Consider the following 22,215-nt stretch of genomic DNA (forward strand, 5'->3'; position numbering starts at 1 on the left):
TTGATTGGTTAGGAAACAAACACAATGATTCTAAATGTATTGGGGTTGGAGCCAAATTAGAATCCATAATATTTGATTTGGTAAAATCCGGCGTAAAAACCAAAGATATTGGTGGTACTAGTAGCACTACTGAATTTACAAAACAGATTACTGACAATCTCTAAAAATAGAACACCCCTCTCTCAGGCGTAAAAACTGACAGGTCTTGAAAAGTTATCAGAATAGTATTTTTTGGAAATTCCTTATGATCATGCTTTGGACTATGATTTTCGTTATGACTCTAAAAGAAAAAAGAAATCATTACAACGTAAAATTCCTCAAAGGATACGGCCATTCCATTTCTGTAAAGGATTCCAAAATCATTCTAAAGGATTGCCATGATCCCTTTTCTCCACCATTCATTGAAGAATGGTTTCCAAACAGAATGCCATATGAAAAGATCGTACTTTCTGGCAAGGGATACGTCTCAACTGAAGCATTGGGCATGCTGTCAGAAAATAATCGTAATGTAATCCTAGTCAATTCCAAAGGGGACATCCAATGTGTGATGAGTGGAACAAAAAGCTCGCTTACTGCAACAAAGTATCGCATGGCCCAGTATGACACGTTTCGCATTGCATCAAAGAGGGATTACCTGTCAAGACAGGTAGTCAAAGCCAAGATTGGTTCGCAGATTCAGTTTCTAAAGAGCATTGAAAACCCACAAGTTGAATCAAGCATAGAAAAACTAGAAAAACATCTCAATGATCTGGGAAACAATGTTTTGCATGCAGAGGCAGTCACAAGCAGACTCTACTTTGGGGCATTTTCAAAACTAATTGATGAGAGATTCAAGTTTTCTGCTAGGAATTTACCAATGACTGTGAAAAAGTATGGTGCGACAGACGTGATTAATGCCCTGTTGAACTATGGCTATTCTGTATTGTCTGGGGAAATATCCAAATTCATTCACGGTGTTGGTCTTGACCCTTATTTTGGATTCTATCACAAGAATCATACAAGTTTCCAATCCTTGGTCTATGACATGATGGAGCCCTTTAGGTGGCTGGTTGAATGTGCAGTTTGGAACATCTCCAATGCAAAATCAAGGCATAGGATCTCAAAGAAACAGTATTCGTATACTAGAAAAGGAACAGTTGTGTTGGAGTATGATTTGATAAAGTCATTTTTGGAATTGTTGGAGAGAACTTTTCAGAAAGAGAGAAAATATGATTACAAATTTGGATTAAAGACCAAAGATGGGTTGAAATCAGTTCAGGAGATTACTATTGCAAAGATTGCAGTTCAGAATTTAGCAGAGCATTGTCTTGGAAAGAATAAAAATTTTGTAATTTAGATAATGCGTAATCCTAATGGAGATTATGAAATTACAAAAAATATGAAACCAATATTTTCATTGATTCTAACAAAAGAGAATCTAATCCTTAACTTAAGATAATATGTGACATTATTTGGAAATTGTACATCATGCATTTTTGCCACAATATTTGTATTAAATACAAGGCGATGAAACCAAAAAATTACAAATCCAGGTATGAAGAAGGTCAAAAGTTTTGTTCTGGTTGCAGTATATTCATAGAATGGGAGGGCCTGTGGTGTCCGTGCTGTGGTTATCTCTTAAAACAAGGTCCAAAAAATCGTCACCTTCGAAATAAAATGAATCTAAAAAATGAGAAATCATGACATGTAAAGGAATTTGTGAACGATACAAAATAACAAAAGGAAAGAAAAATGAGTCTTGGTACAAAAAAGGTGCCAAGCGATGCACAGTCTGCACAATATTCATAGAATGGGAGGGACTTTGGTGTCCATGCTGTGGATATATGCTTAGAAATAAACCAAAAGGTAATCAATATAAAAAAACTTTGAAAAGATCTAGAATCGATTAAAAATGATGTCGAAATTTTGATTCATAATCTTAGATAGGCTTATGAAGACAACAAGATTATTCTAGTGGAAAATCGGTTTTACAAATTATACAACGTCCTCTCATTCCTTTGTATCCCTCATTATAATATTGAATAATTTCTTTTTCACAAATAAAACAAATTATCCTTTTTTCAGACAATACTTCTGATATGTATTCTTATGTTATAAGATAATCTTAGATAGGATTATGAAGTTTTATAGATAATCAAATATTTCTCAAATTTGTACAAATATGTCTGAATGGGATATTCCTAATTGGATCACATTGGTAGTTGAGATTGCTGTTGCAATCTTTGCAATTGCCATCTCCTTGAAATTTTACAAACGAGGAAAAGAACAACAAGAAAAGGCAAAGAAGATTCTTGACAGGATTGAAGAATTTACAAAACATGAAACTGAACTAAAAAAAGACAGACATAAACAGTTATTTACTGAATTTGAAGGTATCAAAAAATTTCTAAATCAACTTGATGAGGATGTTTATGATGTTCCTTCCGATAAAAATTACATCGAGACATTCAAAAAAGGAAAAGTCGAAATTCCAAGATTAATTAGTAATTATGGTGATCTTATGACCTTCGATGAAAAAAATTTGTTTGAGGGATTAAAGGAACATTTTGAAGATATGGCAGAAAGAGATCAAATTAGTATTGAACAAATCCAACCAATAATTCATCACATAGATTCTTGTTACCTACAACCCTTAACAGAAATTTATTCTAAAAAATTTTCAGGAGATAATTCGTCTCTTTAGATTTTTTACATAATCCTATACAAGATTAGGAAGTATTGTAACCTCTCAGTTCTATTGCCAGACTCATCTTGTTTTTTGAACTGGACATTCTTACTTGAAGATTACAGCAGGGGAAGAGAGGAAACTAATTATGGAATTACAGTAATGTTATGAAAAAACCTGACTGCAAAAAGATGACTCCCAAGGTGCAGTCAGGCCAGATTGGAATAACTAGTAGGTTAGACGGTATGACAGACGCTTAACTTGATTTTGTTTAATGTATTTTTGATAAAAAGGAAATGAGGTAAAGGATAGTAAGTATTTTTTACTTAGATCCTAGTATTCTCAACATGAAGAGTAGTTGCAGTAAACGAGGACGAGCCATATTTAATCATCTTTTTACATTTGATATGAATAGGAATCTAATGCAAACTAATCTTTCATAAAATTAAGTTTTCTAAACAAATCACTGATGATTTCTACGTGTCGCTTTAATACTAAAAATTCATAATACTTGTATGCCATGTGATTGTTTCAAGTGTTATGTATGTGATTTAACATTCAGAGACGAATCAATATCGAACATTCACAAGGACATACTAAAGCACTCCATCAGTAAGATACAGGTTGTTTCATAAAATGACCGCTAGAGATTACTATCAAAATGATCTTATTTTATATTTAATTCCAATGTAACTCATTGAAAGAGATTAAATCTTGCACATCATGTCCAGAGGTTAAGTTCTTTTGATTCTTTCTTGCTTCTCCACTTGTGTTCTATTTGTAAGTGAACCTCCAGCTTGTGAGGAGTATCTAGGATTGTATGGCAGATTAGACAGCGGTAGGACATGGGATCTAAGATAAATAATTTTGGAATTAAAGGAGAGGGTTATTGCGTAATCTTGTATAGGATTATGAAAAATCTCATGGATTTTCAGAAGTTAAAAAATCCTCTATAGCTTCTTCTGCTGATGCATCAAAAACAAAAGTCTTAAACTGTATTCTGTGTGATTCAACATCATCACAAGATATCCATGCCGTCATGATCATTTCGTTTTCAATTTTAAAAATTTTTCCAGCCTTAGCAAACCCATGGAATTCTAAAACTATGTTAGATTTTTCTCCTGGAAATAAGGTGAAAGGGGATGAAAGAATTTCAGTGACTATCCTATCCTCTGGAACAAAATGTAAAATGCAATTTGTTGCAACATCATTCCCAAAATTGTTTATTGTAAAATCCACAAGAAACCATTGATATGGTGATACTAATTTTGGATAATCTACAGCAGTAATTTCAATTTCATCATCACAACCCCCAAAAAAACATAATCCAACAACAGATATTTCCATAACAATAAAAAATATTGCAATAGCTGCAACAATGCCTATTATTGCAATACTTTTTGGCTTCAAAGCATTTTTTTATTGTGTGTGGATTACTTATCTAACAATCATGATTCTCAATTTTAGAAAATAATGATGTCAATATTTTGAATTATACCCAATTTGCATAATCCTATCTAAGATTACGCAATCATGTTGGATAGAAACATAGTAAAATGAAAAATAGTCCTTCTATGGAAATAATAAAATGAATCCTCTCGTTGCACCAATTCCAATTTTAGTTGCAATAGGGTTTGCAATAGGTTTTATGTTTAATTATACTCCTGACCCATATGCTGAATTATCAATTATTCTTGGAGCAATCAGTATTGGGTTAGCTTTTGCTATTTTTATTTTACAGCAAAGCCAAAATCAAAAAATCAGTGATCTGGCAAAAGAACAGCATGAAATGATTCAAAAAATTAAGGAAATATCAATTCAACAACAACAAAATAGAAAAAGTAGGTTAAAACTTGCTCTGCCAAAAATTATAGATGAACTAAAAAATCTACAAACAAGCTACAAATCACTAAAGAGGATTTTAGATGACCCTAAAAGAGAAGAAATTCTTACACAATTTGAAATGACATCATATAAGAGAAATGATTCTTTTGTAACGGCTGCACGTATTCCACCGCTAATTTTGACTACTAAATACGCTGAAAATAAGATGAGAGAATTGTTTAAAGATATTCAATCTGATCTAGATCGAATTATCATGGAAAATACAATTAATCATCCACATTGGGCATGGGAACATTTTGAGTTTTGTATAAAAAATAAAAATAATTTACAATTGATTAGAGATAGAGTTGATAGTATGGATTTTTCAGTTCAACTACAATATTGTGATTTTTTGATTGAATATTATGAGTCAGCATTAGCAGATGTCAAAAGTAACTAATCCTATCTCATAAACGAATTGAACAAAAATTTCTAATCCAGATTTATCAAGTTAAATTCTTGCATAATCTCCATTAGGATTACGAAAAATTATTGTTAATTTTCCTAAACTCTATCTGCGCAGATTGTTTTTCTAACTTTGATTTTCTTTTTGAGTCAGATATTTTTCTAGAGAATAACGAAAATGTGCTGAAAATAGCTAAAATGATCATCAATTTCCCGTTCTTAACGTGATTATCAATAATTGGTTTCCACATCTTGGCCATAGTGTTTGACTCTTCTTTGGATAATCCTTCAATTAACGGGTAGTGGATTTTAGTCAGATCGAAGATCAATTTGCACATGGAACTGACTGATTCTATTGGAATCTCAAATTTCGGGATATTATCATGAGAATTTACATCAATGAAAGTATCTGCAGCATCATTATTTTCAAATTCATTCAAAGGTATGCTCTGAGGCATAGGCTCAAGTGTCACTATCATGTCACTTTGGATAGTTTCTTTTGTGCCTGAAAGTCCAAATGATCGGAGACTGTGGCCTCGCTTTGATAGTTCTTTTTTCAAGATAAAGTGAAACAGTGGCTTGTGGTTTTTCTCATTAAAACCACCTGCGTTATGACCAGAATTTAGAAAATCATGAAAATTAATGGTCCTGTTTTGTTTTGTTGTATAATCAAAATCGTTGTCTAAATTATCATTAATCCATCTTCTTAGTATTTCTGATTTTGATAATTTTTCAGACATGGAATAATTAATGACGTTGAGAATTTAAAGACAGATTATGACGTTTTTAATGCGTGGATAATGATTAATGATATTAATTCTGTAAAACCGTGAGTGTCATTGAATATTAATTTCTTTAATTCATGCGTGTAAAAAATCAATAATCATTTCACATTGTTAACAGAGTCAATGATTCTTTCATTTTCTAGCTGATTTTTATAATTTGATAATTCAGATGAGGAAAAATAACCATCATCTAAATCCAAAAAGGTGCTTCTTGCATGGACATACCAATCATTTACATCGTCTAAAATATTTGATTTTATTTTCAAAGAATTTCTTATTCTGTTGATTAATTGTTTTACAACCTCTTCTCTATCGCATTGTAACAAAATCATTGACAATTGTAATACTTTATTCTTCTTGTGTCTGTCACTGAGAACAGATAGTTGTGAAGGTTCCATGATTCCGATTGTTGCAAATACTCCTTTTTTTGACAATGACCAATATCGATAATTCTTTTGAATTCTATACTGTTCATCTTTTTTGGAATCAACTTGTTTGCGACAACTAGTGCAAACAAGTGAAACAAACCGTCCTAGAACATGTTCTTTTTTATACCTAAACCACTCTGTTGATTTGAAATTCTTCTTTTTCTTTGCAGCATCCCTTTTATTTTTATTATTCTCAAGTATTTTTAGCGAATTGGAAATATTTTCTCTTGTTTCAAAATAGGTATGTGATTTTTTACAAGACTCACATGAATGCTTGGTGCACGATAGGATCTGATATTCCGTCAAATGCCCCAATCTACTAAGATGCTTTAATGTCACATTGACCCTTGTTGCCTGCTGACCAGTTCCTGTCAATCCAGAACGTATTGAGTTTGTGGATGACAATTCATGATCAAAAAGAAATCTCAAGATTCGCTGTGCTAGAATGTAGTCCCCCCAAGGGTGGGTCAGATAATTCTCAATTTTACCCCTTTTAGGGCCTGTTTTAGGCATAAACTAAAGGTGGGTCACTTGATGTATTAAAACACCATTAGCTAAATCATAACCAAAATTTTTCATGCAAAAGATTGCAAGTCATAAAAAGAAACAAAATTCAGACTCCGAGTTTATTGAGACTGATTTTGGAGAGCGAACCATCAGCCAGCAGAACTTTAGTAGGATAATAGCAATCCCTCGACAAGCACTGGCTAACTGTGGGATTGAGCAAAAAAGCAAGGTCAATGTGACACTGGTTCAAAGCAACAATGAGAGATTCATCAAAATTTCTCCAATTGGCAGAGGTGACAAAGATGAGTAACGTGCTTGCACCTTTCATAAAATGGGGAGATTGCAAGTCTCACTGCAAAGACAGAGTAGATTCACTTGAATTGCAAGTGCTAGACCCTCAAACATTTGAGACGCAATACTCTACAAATGTCAGAGTACTGCACAAAGACAACGGAGAATGGATTGAAAAGATTCTTCCGTTGAAATCACACGAGTCTCCGAACTCTTCATTGCTCAACGAGTGGAACAAGTATGAAAGAAAAGACCTCTTGCACAAAGACAAGCATTTCAAGATAGAGACATGTCTTGATGTATCAAAGAACGGAAGACCAATTAGAAGATTCAAGATGGTCTTCTAATTCTTTATTTTTTTATATGGTGATGATATGATGGACAAATCTGAACGAATAAAAAAACTGAAACAAAGATTGGATGCGCTAAAGATATTTCCAAACAACAAGGAAGTAAGAATCCTTAAAGAGAGAATTAAAAAACAACTCTCAAATCTTCAAAAGAAACAAGACAAAAAGAAAAAATCTCAAAAATCTAATTTGTCTCGTTCAGGAAAACTACGACGATACCACAACTACATCAGACAAATCAGAAACAGTTTTCCTAATTTGGAATACAACCAGATTCGAAGTCAGTTATCAAAACGTAAGCAGGGAAAAGAAGTTTCAATTCCTGATGTAATATGGCAGAATCCGTCCCCGTAACTGATTTCAAAGATCTCTCAAAGATCTATACAAAAATCAGACAAAACAGAAACAATGCATGTTCAGATCTTCGGAAAATACATGCATTGGACACTGAAACGTACAATGGCAATATCTTTCTGATTTGCGACTCTGATGGGCTATTTCTAGATGATATCACACCTGAATTAGTCATAAATTGGCTATTTTCACAAAAATATCAGGGCTCGTGGAATTTTTTCTACAATCTGTCATATGATGCAGAAGTTATCCTAAAACTGCTTGGCAAGGAACTTTTCAAATATAGGACAACTGGCAAGCTTGAGTTTAATTTTGTCAAGTATAGAATTGTGTATTATCCAAGCAAATGCCTCAAGATCACAGCAGGTCACCACAGTACAATTTTTTATGACATTGCACAATTTTATCATTCTGGTTTGGCTGATGCATATCAGAATAACATTGGTAAACTATCTGAATCATATCTTGACATAAAAAAGAATAGAAGTCAGTTCACACTACGATATTACAATCACAATAAGAAAAAAATAAGAAACTACTGTACTACTGATTGTATCCTAACAAAACAACTGGCAGAAAAATGGGTAAAACTGTTTCACTGTGCATTCTCATTTTATCCTGCAAAGTGGCCATCATCAGGATACTTGGCAGAAAAAGTTTTGATTAATCACGGAGTCAATTTTCCAAAGTTTGATACGATACCGTATCTAATTCAAGATTTATCATTTCGTAGTTACTTTGGAGGTAGATTTGAAATGATAAAACGTGGACATGTTGGTGAATCATATCTGTATGACATCAACTCTGCATATCCACATGCGATTGCAAACCTGCCTGATCTAAATGATGGAAAGTGGTTAAAGAAAAAAACAATGCACAAAGATGCAAAACTTGGATTCTTTAAAATATTATGTGACATACCAGATACAAAACACATTCCACCATTTCCATTCAGAACAAACAACAACATTGTATTTCCAACAGGCAAGTTCATCACATATTGTACTTTAGCAGAACTTCAAGCCTGCAAAGATGATTCTCTTTACAGGATTCTTGAAGGATACCAGTTTTTTGCAAATTCTGATATTCATCCATATCGTGTTTTTATCGAAAAACTGTACCAGAAAAGAATAGAACTAAAGAATCAAAACAATCCCTTACAGCAACCAATCAAGATTATTCTAAACTCCATCTATGGCAAGACGGGTCAAAAAGTAAACAGAGTGATGGGAAATTTGTTTAATCCTGTTATTTTTTCATACATTACGGGCTTTACTCGCGCTCAACTGTACAGGTTTATGCGTAAAAATGACCTAGAGCGAGACATTGTAGCATTTGCAACTGATTCTATCTGTTCCACACGTAAACTGGATGTAAATTCTACAAAACTAGGCGATTTCTCATTTGAAGGAGAATCAAGTGATACGTTCTTTCTGCAAAACGGATTCTATCGGTTCAACGGTAAATGGAAGCAGAGAGGAATTGGAAAACTAGGATCAAGGGAAATTGAACATCTTGATACGATAGAAAAAGACGGCAAGCTAATTGCAAAGTTGCAGGTTTTGAGAAATTCTAGATTGCGTTCAAGCATCATTCAAAATAAATTGCAAGATATAGGCAAAATCAAACAAATTACAAAGGAAATCAATCTCAATGCAGACAGGAAAAGATTGTGGCTAGGCAAAATTGCAAGTATCAATCAAAAGGAATCAAATGATTCTGTGGCAATTTCATTGAATCATTTCAGGAAGGAGCAGGTTTAATTTTGTTCAATTTGTTTACAAGTATTTTTTACATTATCTAGCATCTTTTTCAAATTATCTTTTTGTTCGAGATAAATTTCATCTGAAATTTTTTCATCAATTTGAAAAGGATATCTAGAAATTTCTTGATGTGGATAAGTAAGTGCTATAATATCTATCCAATCCATACATTTACACAATTTAAGATATTTTGTCATATTTTGTGTTAAATCCCGCGATAATGTTTTTCCGCCAGAACCCCATCCAAAATTATTCATTACTTTGTTCATTATTTCCATAGTTTTTTCAGGATTTTCCATTGAAAATAGATTTGGCAGATGTTGTAAAAATTCTAAACCTGCTTTTTCTCTTTCAGTTAATTTTGACGTATCAATTTTGTCAATACCAATTTTATCAATTGCTGATTGATAATCGGATGAAACGACATTACTTTGTTCATAAAATTCATCCACATTTTTTAAGAATTTTGTGAATTTTCCTTGGAATAAATTTGATTCATGTTTATTTAACGACAACGCAAGTGATTCTTTCCAAATTGCTATTTTAGCTACTTCGTTGGATTCAATAAACTCCAATAATTCATGAAGGTTTTCTAAAGCCCCCCAACTTAATTTTACATAATCGGTAGGGGGATCTAAATTAATTTTTTTTGCAGATATTATCATTTCATCTATAATTTTTGGCATCTGAAGATGGCCTAGATTTTTTATATTGTGAACTATTTCATTTTTTAACAAATATGCTTTCAAGTGTTTTTCTAATGCCTGTTGTAAAAAAAATCCAGTTATTGGATAATCTCCATTTTTAAAGGCATTCTCTGCTCGTTGAATGTCTGTTTTTCCATACTGAAATAAATCTAAATAATTCATAGATGTTTTTATTTAACTTTATTAAAAAAGAATGTGAATTTAGTATTATAATTTACAATTAACTTAGAATTTTATAATATCCATCATGATTACAAAATAACATATTGAAAAATTAATTTTATATTCTATAGAAAACAGTAATATCTATAAAATATGTTTAGAATTTCACTATTCGTAGAGTTTTGTAGAATCTATAGATCTTGATTTTGATATGAATAGAAGATAATATCATGTAACATTCTATTCCTAGATGTTATGGCTAGTTATTGATCAGAAATAGTATATCTAATCATTATTAGTTCTATTAGACAATGCTAGATTTTACAAAAACTATCATCACAGTGTAACCTTTTTTTCAATTTCTATTCATAGACTGAAAATATTGTTTGTAGATTTCCCTGCAGCATCATTATCTTTTAGTGTAGAATTAGTATTTCTGACAAGTCTACTCTAGCTAATTTGTAGCTTTTGTAGATTTGAGAATTTTATGAATAGATGTCATATTGGATAACATAAATTGAATTAACGCAATTACATGAAAATCATGATCAATGTTAAATATCATTTTAACGTATCAATAATAACGAGAAATCTATCACTCTGCGTCGTAGAGTGATCGGTCTGGAAAACATCTCATGTTAGGTTAACGTCCTAGAACTATAGTGTTTTCCATGTTATCTCGTTGTTTTTAATTTCAAAACTCCTCTTGCAAAACCATTTCTATTAACAAAGTTTCCATTGCATCTTCAATGAAGAATTTTGAATGAATCAAGAACTACTTTCTAAACCTGTCAGTTTGCAGGCACAAACGGGGGGCAGTCTATTTTTACTGACAATCTCTAAAAATAGAATCCCTCCTTTTTGTGCCTAGGTTTGTGCTATATTGAAACGATGTCTAGGTAATTACTTAGATTATAAACAAATTTTATTTGAATTTAATTTAACATGCATTAATTCTTCAAAGGAAGGAATCAATTCTTCAGAATAATCTTCATAATTATTTTTGAATCCTTCATTCCTTTGGTAAAATGGGATTTTTGTATCGTTACCGTCATCATAAACTGGCGAAAAGCAACTAGGATTGTTTTCACAAGTACATAGTATGATTCAATTTGTTTTGAATTAATTTTTATCTTTAAATGCGATGAAGTGTAATCAAAGCTGATCAAATGAGTGCCACTTGGAGAGAAAGACTAAGTCAAAGGAGACAAGAAATAGGAATTGAAGGACCAGAATATGACTACATACAAAGATACATTGAATCCTATTGTTCTGAGGCTGACCGTCTATGCAAAAAAATTGATATGAATAAAACTGTCGATGAGGTAATAGACGCTATGAAAGATGAAAAATTTGACAAGTTTACAAAAGGAATAATTGATTCTATTCATAAAAAGAGAGGATATGATCCTGATGACGACAGTAAAAAAGAGATTACTATTTCAAATTAAACAATATATTTACAAAAAACTTGTTCTGAGACACAACAAAATTACTGTAAAGTTTATTCAGTCATCACTAAATGGCAGTCGAATCCGTGTGGTTATTGAATCTGAAAATTTTATTTGATGTTATTTAAAATCAAAAGTCAACAAGCACATTTTTAATTTACACGTGGGTCCTTTTCCAACTCAAACACCAGTATTTTCATCTTAAGGTGACACACTGCATTTGAAATCCATATGACGGGAGGAATCTAGTTCTCTCGTTATTGAGAATCATATCCTGTCTTTAAATCTAAAAATTCTCAAAATATTACACTTGAGAAAATTAATTTGGATTATGTCTGCAGCATTAATGATGATAATTCCATTACAATCAATTGCATTTGCCGAATCAACTTATGATATTAACATCCCTTCTGGTTCTGCTGACAAGGATTCCCCGTTTCATTGGTCAAGTGAGAAGGATGGAGACACTTCTGGATTCATTGAGATCATAGTAAATGATACGGTCTTTTGGAAGAACGGGGACATGGCTACCCATACTGTCACATCTGGAACTCCTCTAAACGGACCCGATGGGATTTTTGACAGTGGCAAGATGAATCCGGGAAAATTCTTTGTACAAAAGTTCACACAAGTGGGGGAGTTTCCATATTACTGCACCATTCATCCGTGGAGAACAGGTCTTGTAAGCGTAGTTACCGGTAATAGTTACCTGTTTAATGTCGGTTCTGACTTTGGAGATGGCGCAAATGTATTTGATTTGGAATACAAGTTCAATCGATTGGTTAACCGTGCAAGCATTGATGAAAGTACAAAATCAGTTTCTCTTGAATTAAGAGGAAACACAATAAACGATGACAATACGTTGACTCTGTTTCTTCCATCTGCTTTGATCAGCGGAATATCTTCGGTATCCATCGATGGAGCCATGACAGAAGAATTTACCCAGGAATTTGAGGATGAAATTACCGTGCTGGTAATTGGTGAAGTTCCTTCTGATGCAAAATCAGTCACCATAACTGGGACCACAATAGTTCCGGAATTTGGAACAATTGCCACAATGATATTGGCAGTTGCAACCATATCGATAATTGCAGTTTCTGCAAGATCAAGACTTGGCATCATACCAAGAATCTAGACAAGTTGTTTTTTTCTTTTTTATTCTAAACCCACTTCCACGTGGGTGCTAAAATAACAAATTCAGATTTGGGGCGAACAACAATTCTATAATATTCCCCATTAGGTCCCATTCCAGATTTTTTTCTCAATCTCCCTTCAGACTGTCTTAATGCTCGTTGGCGAGAAGTCATGCTCTGCCATTTTTCTTGTGTTTTTTTCACATTCTTTTTGGATGCCTGAGTTTGTTTTGCAGTGGCCACTAGGTCATTACAAAAATATGATATTTAACATAAGAATCTAAATTCTAATTACGGTTATTGAAAAAATCTCAGACTCGTCAAAATACGAATTGGGAGTGACTATCATTCCTGAAAATCAAATCAATATACTTTATTTTGTATTGGTATATTGTGATCAATGAGTTTGAAAGACACACAAAACGAAAAATTGTTAATTGTTGCATTTCCAAGTGTGGGGTTGGTTGGTGCTTTTGCAATATCATACCTAATTACTCAATTACAAATGAAGGATATAGGAGAACTAGAGATTGGAAAAATATCCCCATCATATATGATTGAGAATGGGAATATTTATGGCCCCATCCGTATCTACAACAAAGACAACATTTATGCAATTTTAGCAAATATTCCTTTGAGCCCACTCTCCACATACGAATTAATTAACAAATCAATCGAATTTGCAAAAAGCAATAATATTGAGAAAATAATTATTCCGCGGGGATTAGAAGTAGGTAAAGATTTTAAAGAAAATCCCATCTCCTATGGTCTAGTGGCTAATCAAAATTCAAAACGCCTTTTGGATGAATATAGTTTGCCAATCATTCCAGGTGCAACAGTTCTTGGTGCAGATGCAAGTGTAATCTCTGCATTGAAAAATTCTGAGACATCATGTATTGTTTTATACACTACTTGTAGAATGATGTTGCCAGATGATGACGCCATAATAAAATCAATTAAAACACTTTCAGATATTATTAAGGTCAAAGTGGAAACTGAGAAATTTGAGGAGAGACTAGAAAAAATTAGCAAAGACAACCAAAAGATGATAGAAGAAACTAGAAAATACTATGAGGATGCATCTGGAACACCTGCATCAATACAGCCTGCAGGAATAGGATGAATAACAAATCAGAAATTAACTGATAATGACTTTGGGTTCCTAATTTTCTTCTTTTTTTAAATTCAACATACAGAATTTCACGTGGTCTTTTTTCGTAGATTAGTAGTTAATTCAGTCCTTCCTTGCAGATATGCAAACTCCCACCACTACGTTACTGGTATCACATCAATTTCGCTTAAAAAGAGATTACTCCATTGCAGGTTAATTAGGATGAAATGACTATTGACATCATGAATACGATGCAATCATGGAATCAAAAAATATGTTCAGACTGCAAGAGGTTACATTGTCAAAAAGGATGCAATTGTGATTGTTATTGGGAGCCTTAGAACAATTTTGGCACACGGTATGGTCACTTAGGATACATGTTCACATAACGCAAAAGTCAAGATGGCAGGACTCAAGGACATGTACGAATGTACAAACTGTCACAAATTCATCCCCGTCATTGAATCAAAGTAGATGGAATTATTTTTAAAATAATAAAAAATAAGAGCAGTTGAAAAACTAACTGCTTTTCATTGCAATTAGGATTTTAATTCCTGATTGTGCAGATTTTATCTGTGATTCAAGAAGTTGGGCCTTTTGAGTCAAGTTTTGTATCTTGTCATCATCATAGTTTAGCTTCTTGTATTGGCTGATCTTCTGGTTGACCTGTGTCAGGTTGTTCTTCATGTCATTCACTTTGACATTAAACGAAGCGACAAGGGAATCAATGCCGTCTTGAGAGAACAGTGTCACATTTACGCTATCTGATTCTGCCATAACCTTTGCACCATATGTGGCACAGTCTCTATATTTCACACTATTCGAGTCAATTGGAACTGGTATTGCATCAATGTCTGAAGTTACAAGTGCACCTACTGACTCTTTGCTGTACTTGTTATGGCAATAGTCAAACGTGACACTAGATGTGTTTTGTTTTAGATCAGTTACCCTGATGTCTCTTATTCCGTTCCTGTCAATCTCATCCTGGGAATATGCAAATGCATACTGCAACAGAATCATTGCAAGTAACACTGCAATCACAACCAGACCCAAGGCAAAGTTTGCAGATGTCACAAACCTATATGCAGGCAGTATCATCTTTGACTTTAATTGCTCAGTATTGTGAGGGATTGCCCCATCAATATCTTTGATAATTTCATATATCGTCATTTTTTGTTCACCCCCAAAGGAACCTGTAGAAAACAGATGATAACCAAATGTGGTTAATCAAGGGATTCAGTTAAGAATCTATTTTCTCATCTGCTTTCATTTTTGTGTTTTGGATTTTTGACCTCCAATAGGATGATGTATAATCTTGCTTATTAGATACAGACAAGTTGATTTCATTCGGAATTAAATCATTTTCACGTATCCTTAATTCTCTCTGATACCATAACATGACAGAAGGTGAAAAAATGAATATTTATGACACAAGGACAATTTCATGTAGAAACTGTGGAAAGTCTATTGGCGAGATTGATTATGATGCAGAAGTAATTCTTCCTCAATGTGGCCAGTGTGCAAATCCGATGCCTGAAGGGGACAATATTGTATACACTGCAAGTTATTTCCAAAACAACACCCCATTGAAAAAATCAAAAACGCTTGAGCCGTTGACTCATTAGGCAATACTTGTGATCAATCCAATTCATCCAAATATTGTTCTTCATTCTCTGAAGGGTTGATCACAATTTGCTCAAAACTGGTACCCTTACACTGCGGGCATTCTGTAATTATTGTAACTCCTGCTTTCTTAGAAAACACATTGCCGCAAGACTTGCAAACTCGCAATTCATCTAATATTGCCATAAGGTAACAAGTGCACTATATCTATTTTAGATGTCGCAAAAATCCAGATTTGGTTTTAGAAATTGAATGTAACTTGTATCGATATGAGTTATGCACAAAAGCAAGATCATACGCCATGTTTAAATCTATGAGATAATATGCAGTCTTGCCGTCAAAAGGTTTGTAGGCATTAACCTGGTTGGGAAACCCACACGGAAAGAAAAACCTTCAATATTATAAAATAAAAAAACACATATTTCTTTATGATGTATTTTGTTTCTGGAATGTATAATTATCTTTTGATATGATGTGACGGAATCAGTTTTCGTTTTTAGTCATAGCGTAAAATTTGTTCACAGTATTTGTTTTCATTGATGCAATATTCTTCATTACAATGCTAAAATTTCGAAAACATTCCTCAAAAAAGATAGGACTCCCCTAAGGCACCCTAGTTCACATCGGCGACAAGTATTCTGAGGGTACAAAGATACAGTAGATTCAGTATACTCAGGACAATTCCAGGCAAATTTCAGTTGAATCAGTTTCAGAGTGCTCAAAATCCCTTGATGAGTCATCTGTTTTTTGGCTTCAGGTAACGGGCATTCACGATCCTAAAATAATCCAACAGATTTGTGATTCTTTTGATATCAGTAATTTGACATTGGAAGAAGTAATGAATACAAACCAGCATCCCAAAATTGAAGAGTTTCAAAATTATCTGTATGTAAACACTAGAACGTACTATTTTGACAAAGAATCAGGCAAAGCAAGATATGATAACATTTCAATCATTCTTGGTAAAAACTTTGTAATAACATTCCAAGAAAAAGAAAATGATCTCTTCGAGTCAATTCAAAATAGAATTAATGACAAAAACTCGCTGTTAAGAAAGGAGAAAAATGATTATTTGTTTTGCACCATTTTAGATGCTGTAGTTGATCACTATTTTCCCACACTGGAGCACATTGAGGAAAAAATAGTCTCGCGTTTCATCATCTGACAAAAAAACACAGTACGAGATTTATCAACTAAGGCAAGAAATGACAATATTCTCCAAAATTCTTCGTCCGCAAAGAGAGTTTCTTAGCATGTTGCTGCATAGCGATTCAGGCCTCATTGAAGCAAGAACATCAAGAAACATTCATGATGTATATGAGCATGTCATTCATCTTTTGGAAACGCTTGATTTGAACCGGGAAAATCTGACAGGACTGCATGATCTCTATCTATCCACAATTAGCAACAGAATGAACGAAGTGATGAAGATGCTTGCAATCATTGCCTCTCTATTCATTCCGATAACGTTTGTTGCAGGTGTCTATGGGATGAACTTTCAGCACATGCCGGAGCTAAACTCTTCTGTTGATTATCCTGCAGTATTAGTTGGAATGGCGGCATTATGTAAATGCTCAAAATAATAATTAAGGCACTGGAGATTTGTAACTCATGCATTAGTAAAATAAATGACTATTTGTCTTTTAATTTTAGTTAATTCCAGTATTGAGATTTATGTTTATACTATTATTCAGCAAATAACATGTTTCTTTATGCTTCAAAACAGATTCAAGAAAATACTTGTTGGGATAGATGGCTCTGCAAACTCCATACGTGGATTGAATCAGGCGATATCACTTGCAAGACAATCTCAAGGAACAATTACAGGAATTCATGTATTACCGGAATTTCCCCCATCCTATGAAATAGACATAAAATCATACCGCGCGCAACTAAGCAAACAAGGAAAAAAGTTCATGGCGTCAGCCAAGACTAGCGCAGCTCGTCACGGAATAGAATTTCATGAAAAGATTGCCTCCTCAAAAAATGCAGTCGATACCATAGTAGGATTTGCCAGCAAGAACAAATTCGATGTCATAATTATAGGTTCAAGAGGGTTGGGATCTCCCAATGCAAACTATGTTGGTAGCGTTGCACATGGAGTAGTGAATAATTCAAAGGTGCCCGTATTGGTTGTAAAATAGATTATTAGGATTTTTTTAATAAACCATTTTTCAAGTTGAATGCTCTTTGAGCCACTTGCCAACCTCTGGCCATAGTTTTTTGTGTGCCGTTCTGCTGATACATAATCCAACGTGGCCTGTTGGAAATTCTATAGTTTGTTTGTCAGTGCTTGCAACTATGTCTGTAATTGTCCTACTAGAGTCGGCTGAAACAAGATCATCATTTGTTCCAACTATGTTCAATACAGGCATTGTGATATTCTTTAGATCAATAAGAGTATCACCCAACATCATCTTATTTTGGATGAGTAGGTTTTTTTTATAAATGTCATCTATGATCTGCTCAAATGTTTTCCCAATTATTGGAACACTGTCATAAAGCCAAGATTCTACTGCAAAAAACTGTGTAGTTTCCTTTATTGTTCTGGGTTGGCTAAAGTAAAATTGATACTTTAAAGATGCCTCCAATGGATTGCGAAGTATGAATGCAATGTTAAGAAAAGATGATGGCACATTTCCAAAGGTATTTACAAATTTTTTTACATCCAGATCTTTAATCCATGATTCTAATACGGTTGGATGTTTTCCAAGATCTGCTGGAGTCGCATGCAAGATCAAGTTCTTCACATCTTTAGGATGCATTGCAGAATAAATCAAAGACAAAATTCCGCCCCAGCAATATCCAAACAAAGTAACATTTCTAGAGCCTGTGACTTCCTCTACTTTGTCAACTGCATTTTCAAGATAGTCATGGGCATAACTTGCAAGCGGCATGTTTTCATCTTCAATAGTTGGCATCCTCCAGTCAGTAGCATAGACATCAAATCCAAGATGTTGAAAACGTCTAATTATGCTGGTTTCTGGAAGTAGATCCAAAATATAGTGTCTGTTGATCAAAGAACCTACAACAAGAATAGGTGTTTTGAATTTTTGAGGTGAATCTGTTTTGTAGTGATGAACCTCAAATTTTCCCTTCATTGGAATTATTTCAGAAGGCGTTCGATTAATTGTATCTCGGATAGGCTCTATCAGGTTATCATAATGACCAATCATGGTTTCAAGATATTTGTATAATGAATCATGATGACCAACTGATGCAAATTCTGTAAATGAACCTACAAAAGATGATAGTGATTTTGAAAATTCTCTTTGTTCTAAATTACTACGTAGTTCAGCATCAAAAGTAGATCTAATTTCATCTTGAATCTTTTTACCTGTAGACTCTTGTAAATTATTAGCAGACTCAATTGCTTGTAACCATGAATTAAAAAGAATCAGACCATACCTTGATTGAAAATCAAATGATTTTATTACAAAATTAGTGTAAACAGATAACGGATTATCAGTGTTCTTTGAATCTTTCAATCCACTATAACATTGAAAATTGACATATATTGTTATTCTTCAATATCATGTCTGACTTTCTTTTAATAATCTAATTACATCAAAATCATCAGAGTATCAAATTGCAAGAAATATCAAAGACATCCTGGCATTCTTTGTCTGTCCAAAAAATTGCAGAGATGCTCCAGACTGATCCTAAACAAGGTTTGGACTTGAGTGAGGCAACTAATCGTTTGCAAAAGTTTGGAGAAAACGCATTATCTGTAAAAAAAGAACAAAGTCCAGCTATTTCATTTCTTTTGCAATTCAAGCAGCCACTAGTCTTGATTCTCATAATAGCTGGTTCCATAACTGTAATGTTACAGGAATGGATTGACACTGGTGTAATCTTTGGCGTAGTTATAGCCAATGCAGTTATCGGTTTTATTCAGGAACATAAAGCAGGCAAAGCAATTCAAGCTCTTGCACAGATTGTAAAAAGCGAAAATGTTGTTGTTAGAAACGGTGAAAAAATCAGGTTATTCTCAAAAGAAATTGTTCCAGGTGATGTAGTACAACTTCGTTCAGGAGATAAAATTCCAGCTGATATGCGTCTATACCATACCAAAGATTTGAAAGTTGATGAATCAGTCCTAACTGGCGAATCAATCTCTGTCAAAAAGCAGACCGAAATTTTTCCATCAAACACGGACCTTGCAGAGCGTAAAAACATGGCCTATGGCGGAACTTTGGTTACAAACGGTTACGGTGTGGGAATAGTTGTCATAACAGGTGATGGTACTGAAACCGGCAAAATATCACAAACCATGTTCAAGGCAGAGGAACTTGAGACCCCTTTAACTAAAAGAATATCTCATTTTAGCAAAAAACTTCTTTTTGTAATTCTTGGATTATCTCTTCTGACATTCATTTTCGGAGTTTTGTTCACACAAAGAACCATGGCCGAATTATTCATGGAAGTAGTTGCCCTTTCAGTTGCAGTGATTCCTGAAGGATTACCAGCTGCCATAACCATAACTCTTGCTATCGGTGTAGGATACATGGCCAAAAGAAATGCCATAATAAGAAAACTTCCTGCAGTGGAAACACTTGGCAGTATCACAATAATATGCTCAGACAAGACAGGAACTATAACTGAGAACCAGATGACTGTAAACGAAATCTATGCAGGTGGAAAATTTTTTGAGGTATCTGGAACTGGATTTCAACCCACGGGCGAAATTAAATATGAACAGAATAGCATCAATCTTGACGAACATCAAACACTCAAAGAGTGTCTCATTGCAGGACTGTTATGCAATGATTCGGATTTAATTCAAAAAGAAAATAATTGGGAGGCAAAAGGGGATCCTACTGAAGTTGCATTAATCACGGCAGCTCACAAAGCAAACCTCAAACAAACTCTGGCAGAGTCATTTTATAGAATTGATGCTATTCCATTTGAGTCCCATCTTCAGTTTATGGCCACACTACATGATAATGCAGGGGATAAGATGGTTTATGTAAAAGGCTCTGTTGAAAAAATTCTTGCAATGTCCTCGTATCAAATTAATGAACATGCAGAATATGAAAATGTTACAGAGATTGATATTTCAAAATTAAATAAAATTGCAGACAGTATGGCATCAAAAGGCCTGCGAGTGTTGGCTTTTGCCAAAAAGAAAATAGTAGATGAAAATCATAAACTTGAAATTTCTGATGTAGATGATGGACTAATTTTTCTAGGCTTTCAAGCCATGCTAGATCCTCCTAGACCCGAAGTCATTGAAGCTATAAGGGAATGTCAAAATGCAGGAATACGTGTCAAAATGATAACTGGTGATAATCTAAAAACAGCAATTAGCATAGGTGAGCAGATTGGTCTAAATCATTCATCTCAAGGAAATCGGCGCAATGTAACAGCAATCACGGGAAAGGAATTAGAGCAATACTCTGGGAATGAACTGGTTGAAATTATTGATAAAACAGATGTGTTTGCAAGGATTTTGCCTGAACGAAAATTTTCCATAGTAAAGACACTTCAATCCAAAGGTAACATTGTTGCCATGACTGGAGACGGTGTTAATGATGCGCCTGCTCTAAAACAAGCTGATGTAGGAATTGCAATGGGGATTACAGGTACGGAGGTTGCAAAAGAGGCATCGGATGTGATTTTAACTGATGACAACTTTGCGTCAATCAAGGCAGCAGTGGAAGAAGGGAGACGAATTCTAGACACTTTGATTAAATTCATCACGTGGACACTTCCTACCAGTTTTGGAGAGGGTTTGGTCATATTGACATCCATCTTTCTGGGTCTGCTTATGCCCATTCTACCAGTCCAGATTTTATGGATCAACATGACTACGGTTCTTACGTTGGGAACGATGCTCATTTTTGAGCCAAAAGAGTCTGATGTGATGAAACGCCCTCCAAGACGACCCAACTCCCCAATTCTCACAAAGGATCTGGCAATACAGATAATCATTGTCAGCACATGCATTCTGATTTCTGTTTATGGCTTGTTTGAATGGTCAATAGAGGAAGGCAACACCATTGAAGAGTCAAGGACGATTGCAGTAAATACAATTGTAATGATCGAGATATTTTATATGTTCAACTGTAGGTCTCTGACTAAATCTGTTTTTAGAATGGGATTTTTTTCAAACAAGTTGATTTTTCTCGGAGTCATAGTTATGATTTTGTTGCAGATTGCTTTTACATATACTCCTATCATGAATGACATTTTCCAGAGTAAACCAATTGGAATTGAATCCTGGTTGAAGATAGTGGGAGTGTCCATAGTCACTTTTCTAATAATTGAAACAAAAAAATTCATTAGTAACAAACTTGAGATTAAAACACAAAATAATAACTTGTAATTAGATAATGATGTTGCAACAACAAAAATGTCCATGTAAATGCGGTTGTGCCAAAACAATATCAAATGTGTATTATGATCTTTGTATCTTTTGTACACTTGGAACGCATAAATCTCAATAAAATAGCATATTGTGGATGATGTAAAATTTATTGTCATAATTGATTACACACTTAAAACTAATACAATTCTTTATCATTTTAACAAAATTAGTATGAAATACTATTATGAAAAATAATAGATGGCTGTAATGTTACTACGTCCGGAAA

24 protein-coding genes are annotated in these 22,215 nt (G+C 33.8%); 16 read left to right on the plus strand and 8 right to left on the minus strand.

What is annotated here, in order from left to right; all coding sequences use genetic code 11:
- The first annotated feature begins 274 nt into the window (after positions 1-274).
- From cas1 to OEW78_RS04990, 3 genes are all read left to right on the plus strand, one after another.
- Positions 275-1,336, plus strand: coding sequence for a CRISPR-associated endonuclease Cas1 (gene cas1, locus OEW78_RS04980; RefSeq protein ID WP_300324984.1), 1,062 nt, complete (start codon positions 275-277; stop codon positions 1,334-1,336).
- Positions 1,337-1,679: 343 nt separating this feature from the next.
- Positions 1,680-1,889, plus strand: coding sequence for a hypothetical protein (locus OEW78_RS04985; RefSeq protein WP_300324987.1), 210 nt, complete (start codon positions 1,680-1,682; stop codon positions 1,887-1,889).
- A 272-nt stretch (positions 1,890-2,161) separates the two neighbouring features.
- Positions 2,162-2,683, plus strand: a complete 522-nt coding sequence (locus OEW78_RS04990; protein WP_300324990.1) for a hypothetical protein — start codon at positions 2,162-2,164, stop codon at positions 2,681-2,683.
- A gap of 903 nt (positions 2,684-3,586) precedes the next feature.
- Here OEW78_RS04990 and OEW78_RS04995 read toward each other — a convergent pair.
- Positions 3,587-4,075, minus strand: a complete 489-nt coding sequence (locus OEW78_RS04995; protein WP_300324993.1) for a hypothetical protein — start codon at positions 4,073-4,075, stop codon at positions 3,587-3,589.
- Positions 4,076-4,253: 178 nt separating this feature from the next.
- Between OEW78_RS04995 and OEW78_RS05000 the strand changes: the two genes are divergently transcribed.
- A complete protein-coding gene (locus tag OEW78_RS05000) occupies positions 4,254-4,949 on the plus strand; it encodes a hypothetical protein (protein WP_300324996.1) in 696 nt (231 codons plus the stop codon).
- A 79-nt stretch (positions 4,950-5,028) separates the two neighbouring features.
- Here the strand turns inward: OEW78_RS05000 and OEW78_RS05005 are convergent, their stop codons facing one another.
- Positions 5,029-5,694: a hypothetical protein gene (locus OEW78_RS05005; protein ID WP_300324999.1), complete on the minus strand. Its 666-nt coding sequence runs from the start codon at positions 5,692-5,694 to the stop codon at positions 5,029-5,031.
- Between the two features lie 143 nt (positions 5,695-5,837).
- Positions 5,838-6,680, minus strand: a complete 843-nt coding sequence (locus tag OEW78_RS05010) for a hypothetical protein (RefSeq protein WP_300325002.1) — start codon at positions 6,678-6,680, stop codon at positions 5,838-5,840.
- A gap of 64 nt (positions 6,681-6,744) precedes the next feature.
- Here OEW78_RS05010 and OEW78_RS05015 point away from each other — a divergent pair, with 64 nt between their 5' ends.
- Genes OEW78_RS05015 through OEW78_RS05030 form a run of 4 tightly spaced genes read left to right on the plus strand, consistent with a single transcriptional unit; the run spans position 6,745 to position 9,432 of the window.
- Entirely contained in the window at positions 6,745-6,984 is a 240-nt protein-coding gene (locus tag OEW78_RS05015; RefSeq protein WP_300325004.1) for a hypothetical protein, read from the plus strand.
- Positions 6,977-7,312, plus strand: coding sequence for a hypothetical protein (locus OEW78_RS05020; protein ID WP_300325007.1), 336 nt, complete (start codon positions 6,977-6,979; stop codon positions 7,310-7,312). Before OEW78_RS05015 ends, OEW78_RS05020 begins: the two co-directional genes overlap by 8 nt.
- Positions 7,313-7,342: 30 nt before the next feature.
- The gene (locus OEW78_RS05025) at positions 7,343-7,669 is read left to right on the plus strand and encodes a hypothetical protein (RefSeq protein WP_300325010.1); all 327 of its coding nucleotides are present in this window, start codon (positions 7,343-7,345) and stop codon (positions 7,667-7,669) included.
- Complete coding sequence (locus OEW78_RS05030) at positions 7,648-9,432, plus strand: DNA polymerase (RefSeq protein WP_300325013.1); 1,785 nt, start codon at positions 7,648-7,650, stop codon at positions 9,430-9,432. Before OEW78_RS05025 ends, OEW78_RS05030 begins: the two co-directional genes overlap by 22 nt.
- Here OEW78_RS05030 and OEW78_RS05035 read toward each other — a convergent pair.
- On the minus strand, positions 9,429-10,301 hold the full coding sequence (locus OEW78_RS05035; protein ID WP_300325016.1) for a HEPN domain-containing protein: 873 nt from the start codon (positions 10,299-10,301) through the stop codon (positions 9,429-9,431). The genes OEW78_RS05030 and OEW78_RS05035 overlap by 4 nt on opposite strands.
- Positions 10,302-11,470: 1,169 nt before the next feature.
- On the opposite strand from OEW78_RS05035, the gene OEW78_RS05040 reads away from it, so the two are divergent.
- Both OEW78_RS05040 and OEW78_RS05045 read left to right on the plus strand, forming a co-directional pair.
- Positions 11,471-11,752, plus strand: a complete 282-nt coding sequence (locus OEW78_RS05040) for a hypothetical protein (RefSeq protein ID WP_300325019.1) — start codon at positions 11,471-11,473, stop codon at positions 11,750-11,752.
- A gap of 310 nt (positions 11,753-12,062) precedes the next feature.
- Positions 12,063-12,887, plus strand: a complete 825-nt coding sequence (locus tag OEW78_RS05045; protein WP_300325022.1) for a PEFG-CTERM sorting domain-containing protein — start codon at positions 12,063-12,065, stop codon at positions 12,885-12,887.
- Positions 12,888-12,912: 25 nt separating this feature from the next.
- Here the strand turns inward: OEW78_RS05045 and OEW78_RS05050 are convergent, their stop codons facing one another.
- A complete protein-coding gene (locus OEW78_RS05050) occupies positions 12,913-13,128 on the minus strand; it encodes a hypothetical protein (protein WP_300325024.1) in 216 nt (71 codons plus the stop codon).
- Between the two features lie 157 nt (positions 13,129-13,285).
- On the opposite strand from OEW78_RS05050, the gene OEW78_RS05055 reads away from it, so the two are divergent.
- Positions 13,286-14,008: a PAC2 family protein gene (locus OEW78_RS05055; RefSeq protein ID WP_300325026.1), complete on the plus strand. Its 723-nt coding sequence runs from the start codon at positions 13,286-13,288 to the stop codon at positions 14,006-14,008.
- Between the two features lie 507 nt (positions 14,009-14,515).
- Here the strand turns inward: OEW78_RS05055 and OEW78_RS05060 are convergent.
- Positions 14,516-15,166: a hypothetical protein gene (locus OEW78_RS05060; RefSeq protein ID WP_300325029.1), complete on the minus strand. Its 651-nt coding sequence runs from the start codon at positions 15,164-15,166 to the stop codon at positions 14,516-14,518.
- A 245-nt stretch (positions 15,167-15,411) separates the two neighbouring features.
- On the opposite strand from OEW78_RS05060, the gene OEW78_RS05065 reads away from it, so the two are divergent.
- On the plus strand, positions 15,412-15,621 hold the full coding sequence (locus OEW78_RS05065; RefSeq protein WP_300325032.1) for a hypothetical protein: 210 nt from the start codon (positions 15,412-15,414) through the stop codon (positions 15,619-15,621).
- A gap of 13 nt (positions 15,622-15,634) precedes the next feature.
- On the opposite strand, the gene OEW78_RS05070 is transcribed toward OEW78_RS05065, so the two are convergent.
- Positions 15,635-15,805, minus strand: coding sequence for a hypothetical protein (locus OEW78_RS05070; protein ID WP_300325035.1), 171 nt, complete (start codon positions 15,803-15,805; stop codon positions 15,635-15,637).
- Positions 15,806-16,310: 505 nt separating this feature from the next.
- On the opposite strand from OEW78_RS05070, the gene OEW78_RS05075 reads away from it, so the two are divergent.
- The 3 genes from OEW78_RS05075 (at position 16,311) to OEW78_RS05085 (ending at position 17,763) form a co-directional block, all read left to right on the plus strand.
- A complete protein-coding gene (locus OEW78_RS05075) occupies positions 16,311-16,784 on the plus strand; it encodes a CorA family divalent cation transporter (protein WP_300325125.1) in 474 nt (157 codons plus the stop codon).
- 40 nt (positions 16,785-16,824) lie between these two features.
- A complete protein-coding gene (locus tag OEW78_RS05080; RefSeq protein WP_300325038.1) occupies positions 16,825-17,202 on the plus strand; it encodes a CorA family divalent cation transporter in 378 nt (125 codons plus the stop codon).
- A gap of 129 nt (positions 17,203-17,331) precedes the next feature.
- Positions 17,332-17,763, plus strand: coding sequence for a universal stress protein (locus OEW78_RS05085; RefSeq protein WP_300325041.1), 432 nt, complete (start codon positions 17,332-17,334; stop codon positions 17,761-17,763).
- A 30-nt stretch (positions 17,764-17,793) separates the two neighbouring features.
- On the opposite strand, the gene OEW78_RS05090 is transcribed toward OEW78_RS05085, so the two are convergent.
- Entirely contained in the window at positions 17,794-19,107 is a 1,314-nt protein-coding gene (locus tag OEW78_RS05090; RefSeq protein ID WP_300325044.1) for an alpha/beta fold hydrolase, read from the minus strand.
- Positions 19,108-19,208: 101 nt separating this feature from the next.
- Here OEW78_RS05090 and OEW78_RS05095 point away from each other — a divergent pair, with 101 nt between their 5' ends.
- Entirely contained in the window at positions 19,209-21,947 is a 2,739-nt protein-coding gene (locus OEW78_RS05095; RefSeq protein WP_300325047.1) for a cation-transporting P-type ATPase, read from the plus strand.
- The last annotated feature ends 268 nt before the right edge of the window (positions 21,948-22,215 follow it).

It is taken from the genome of Candidatus Nitrosopumilus sp. (assembly GCF_029882185.1).
Classification (GTDB): Archaea; Thermoproteota; Nitrososphaeria; order Nitrososphaerales; family Nitrosopumilaceae; genus Nitrosopumilus.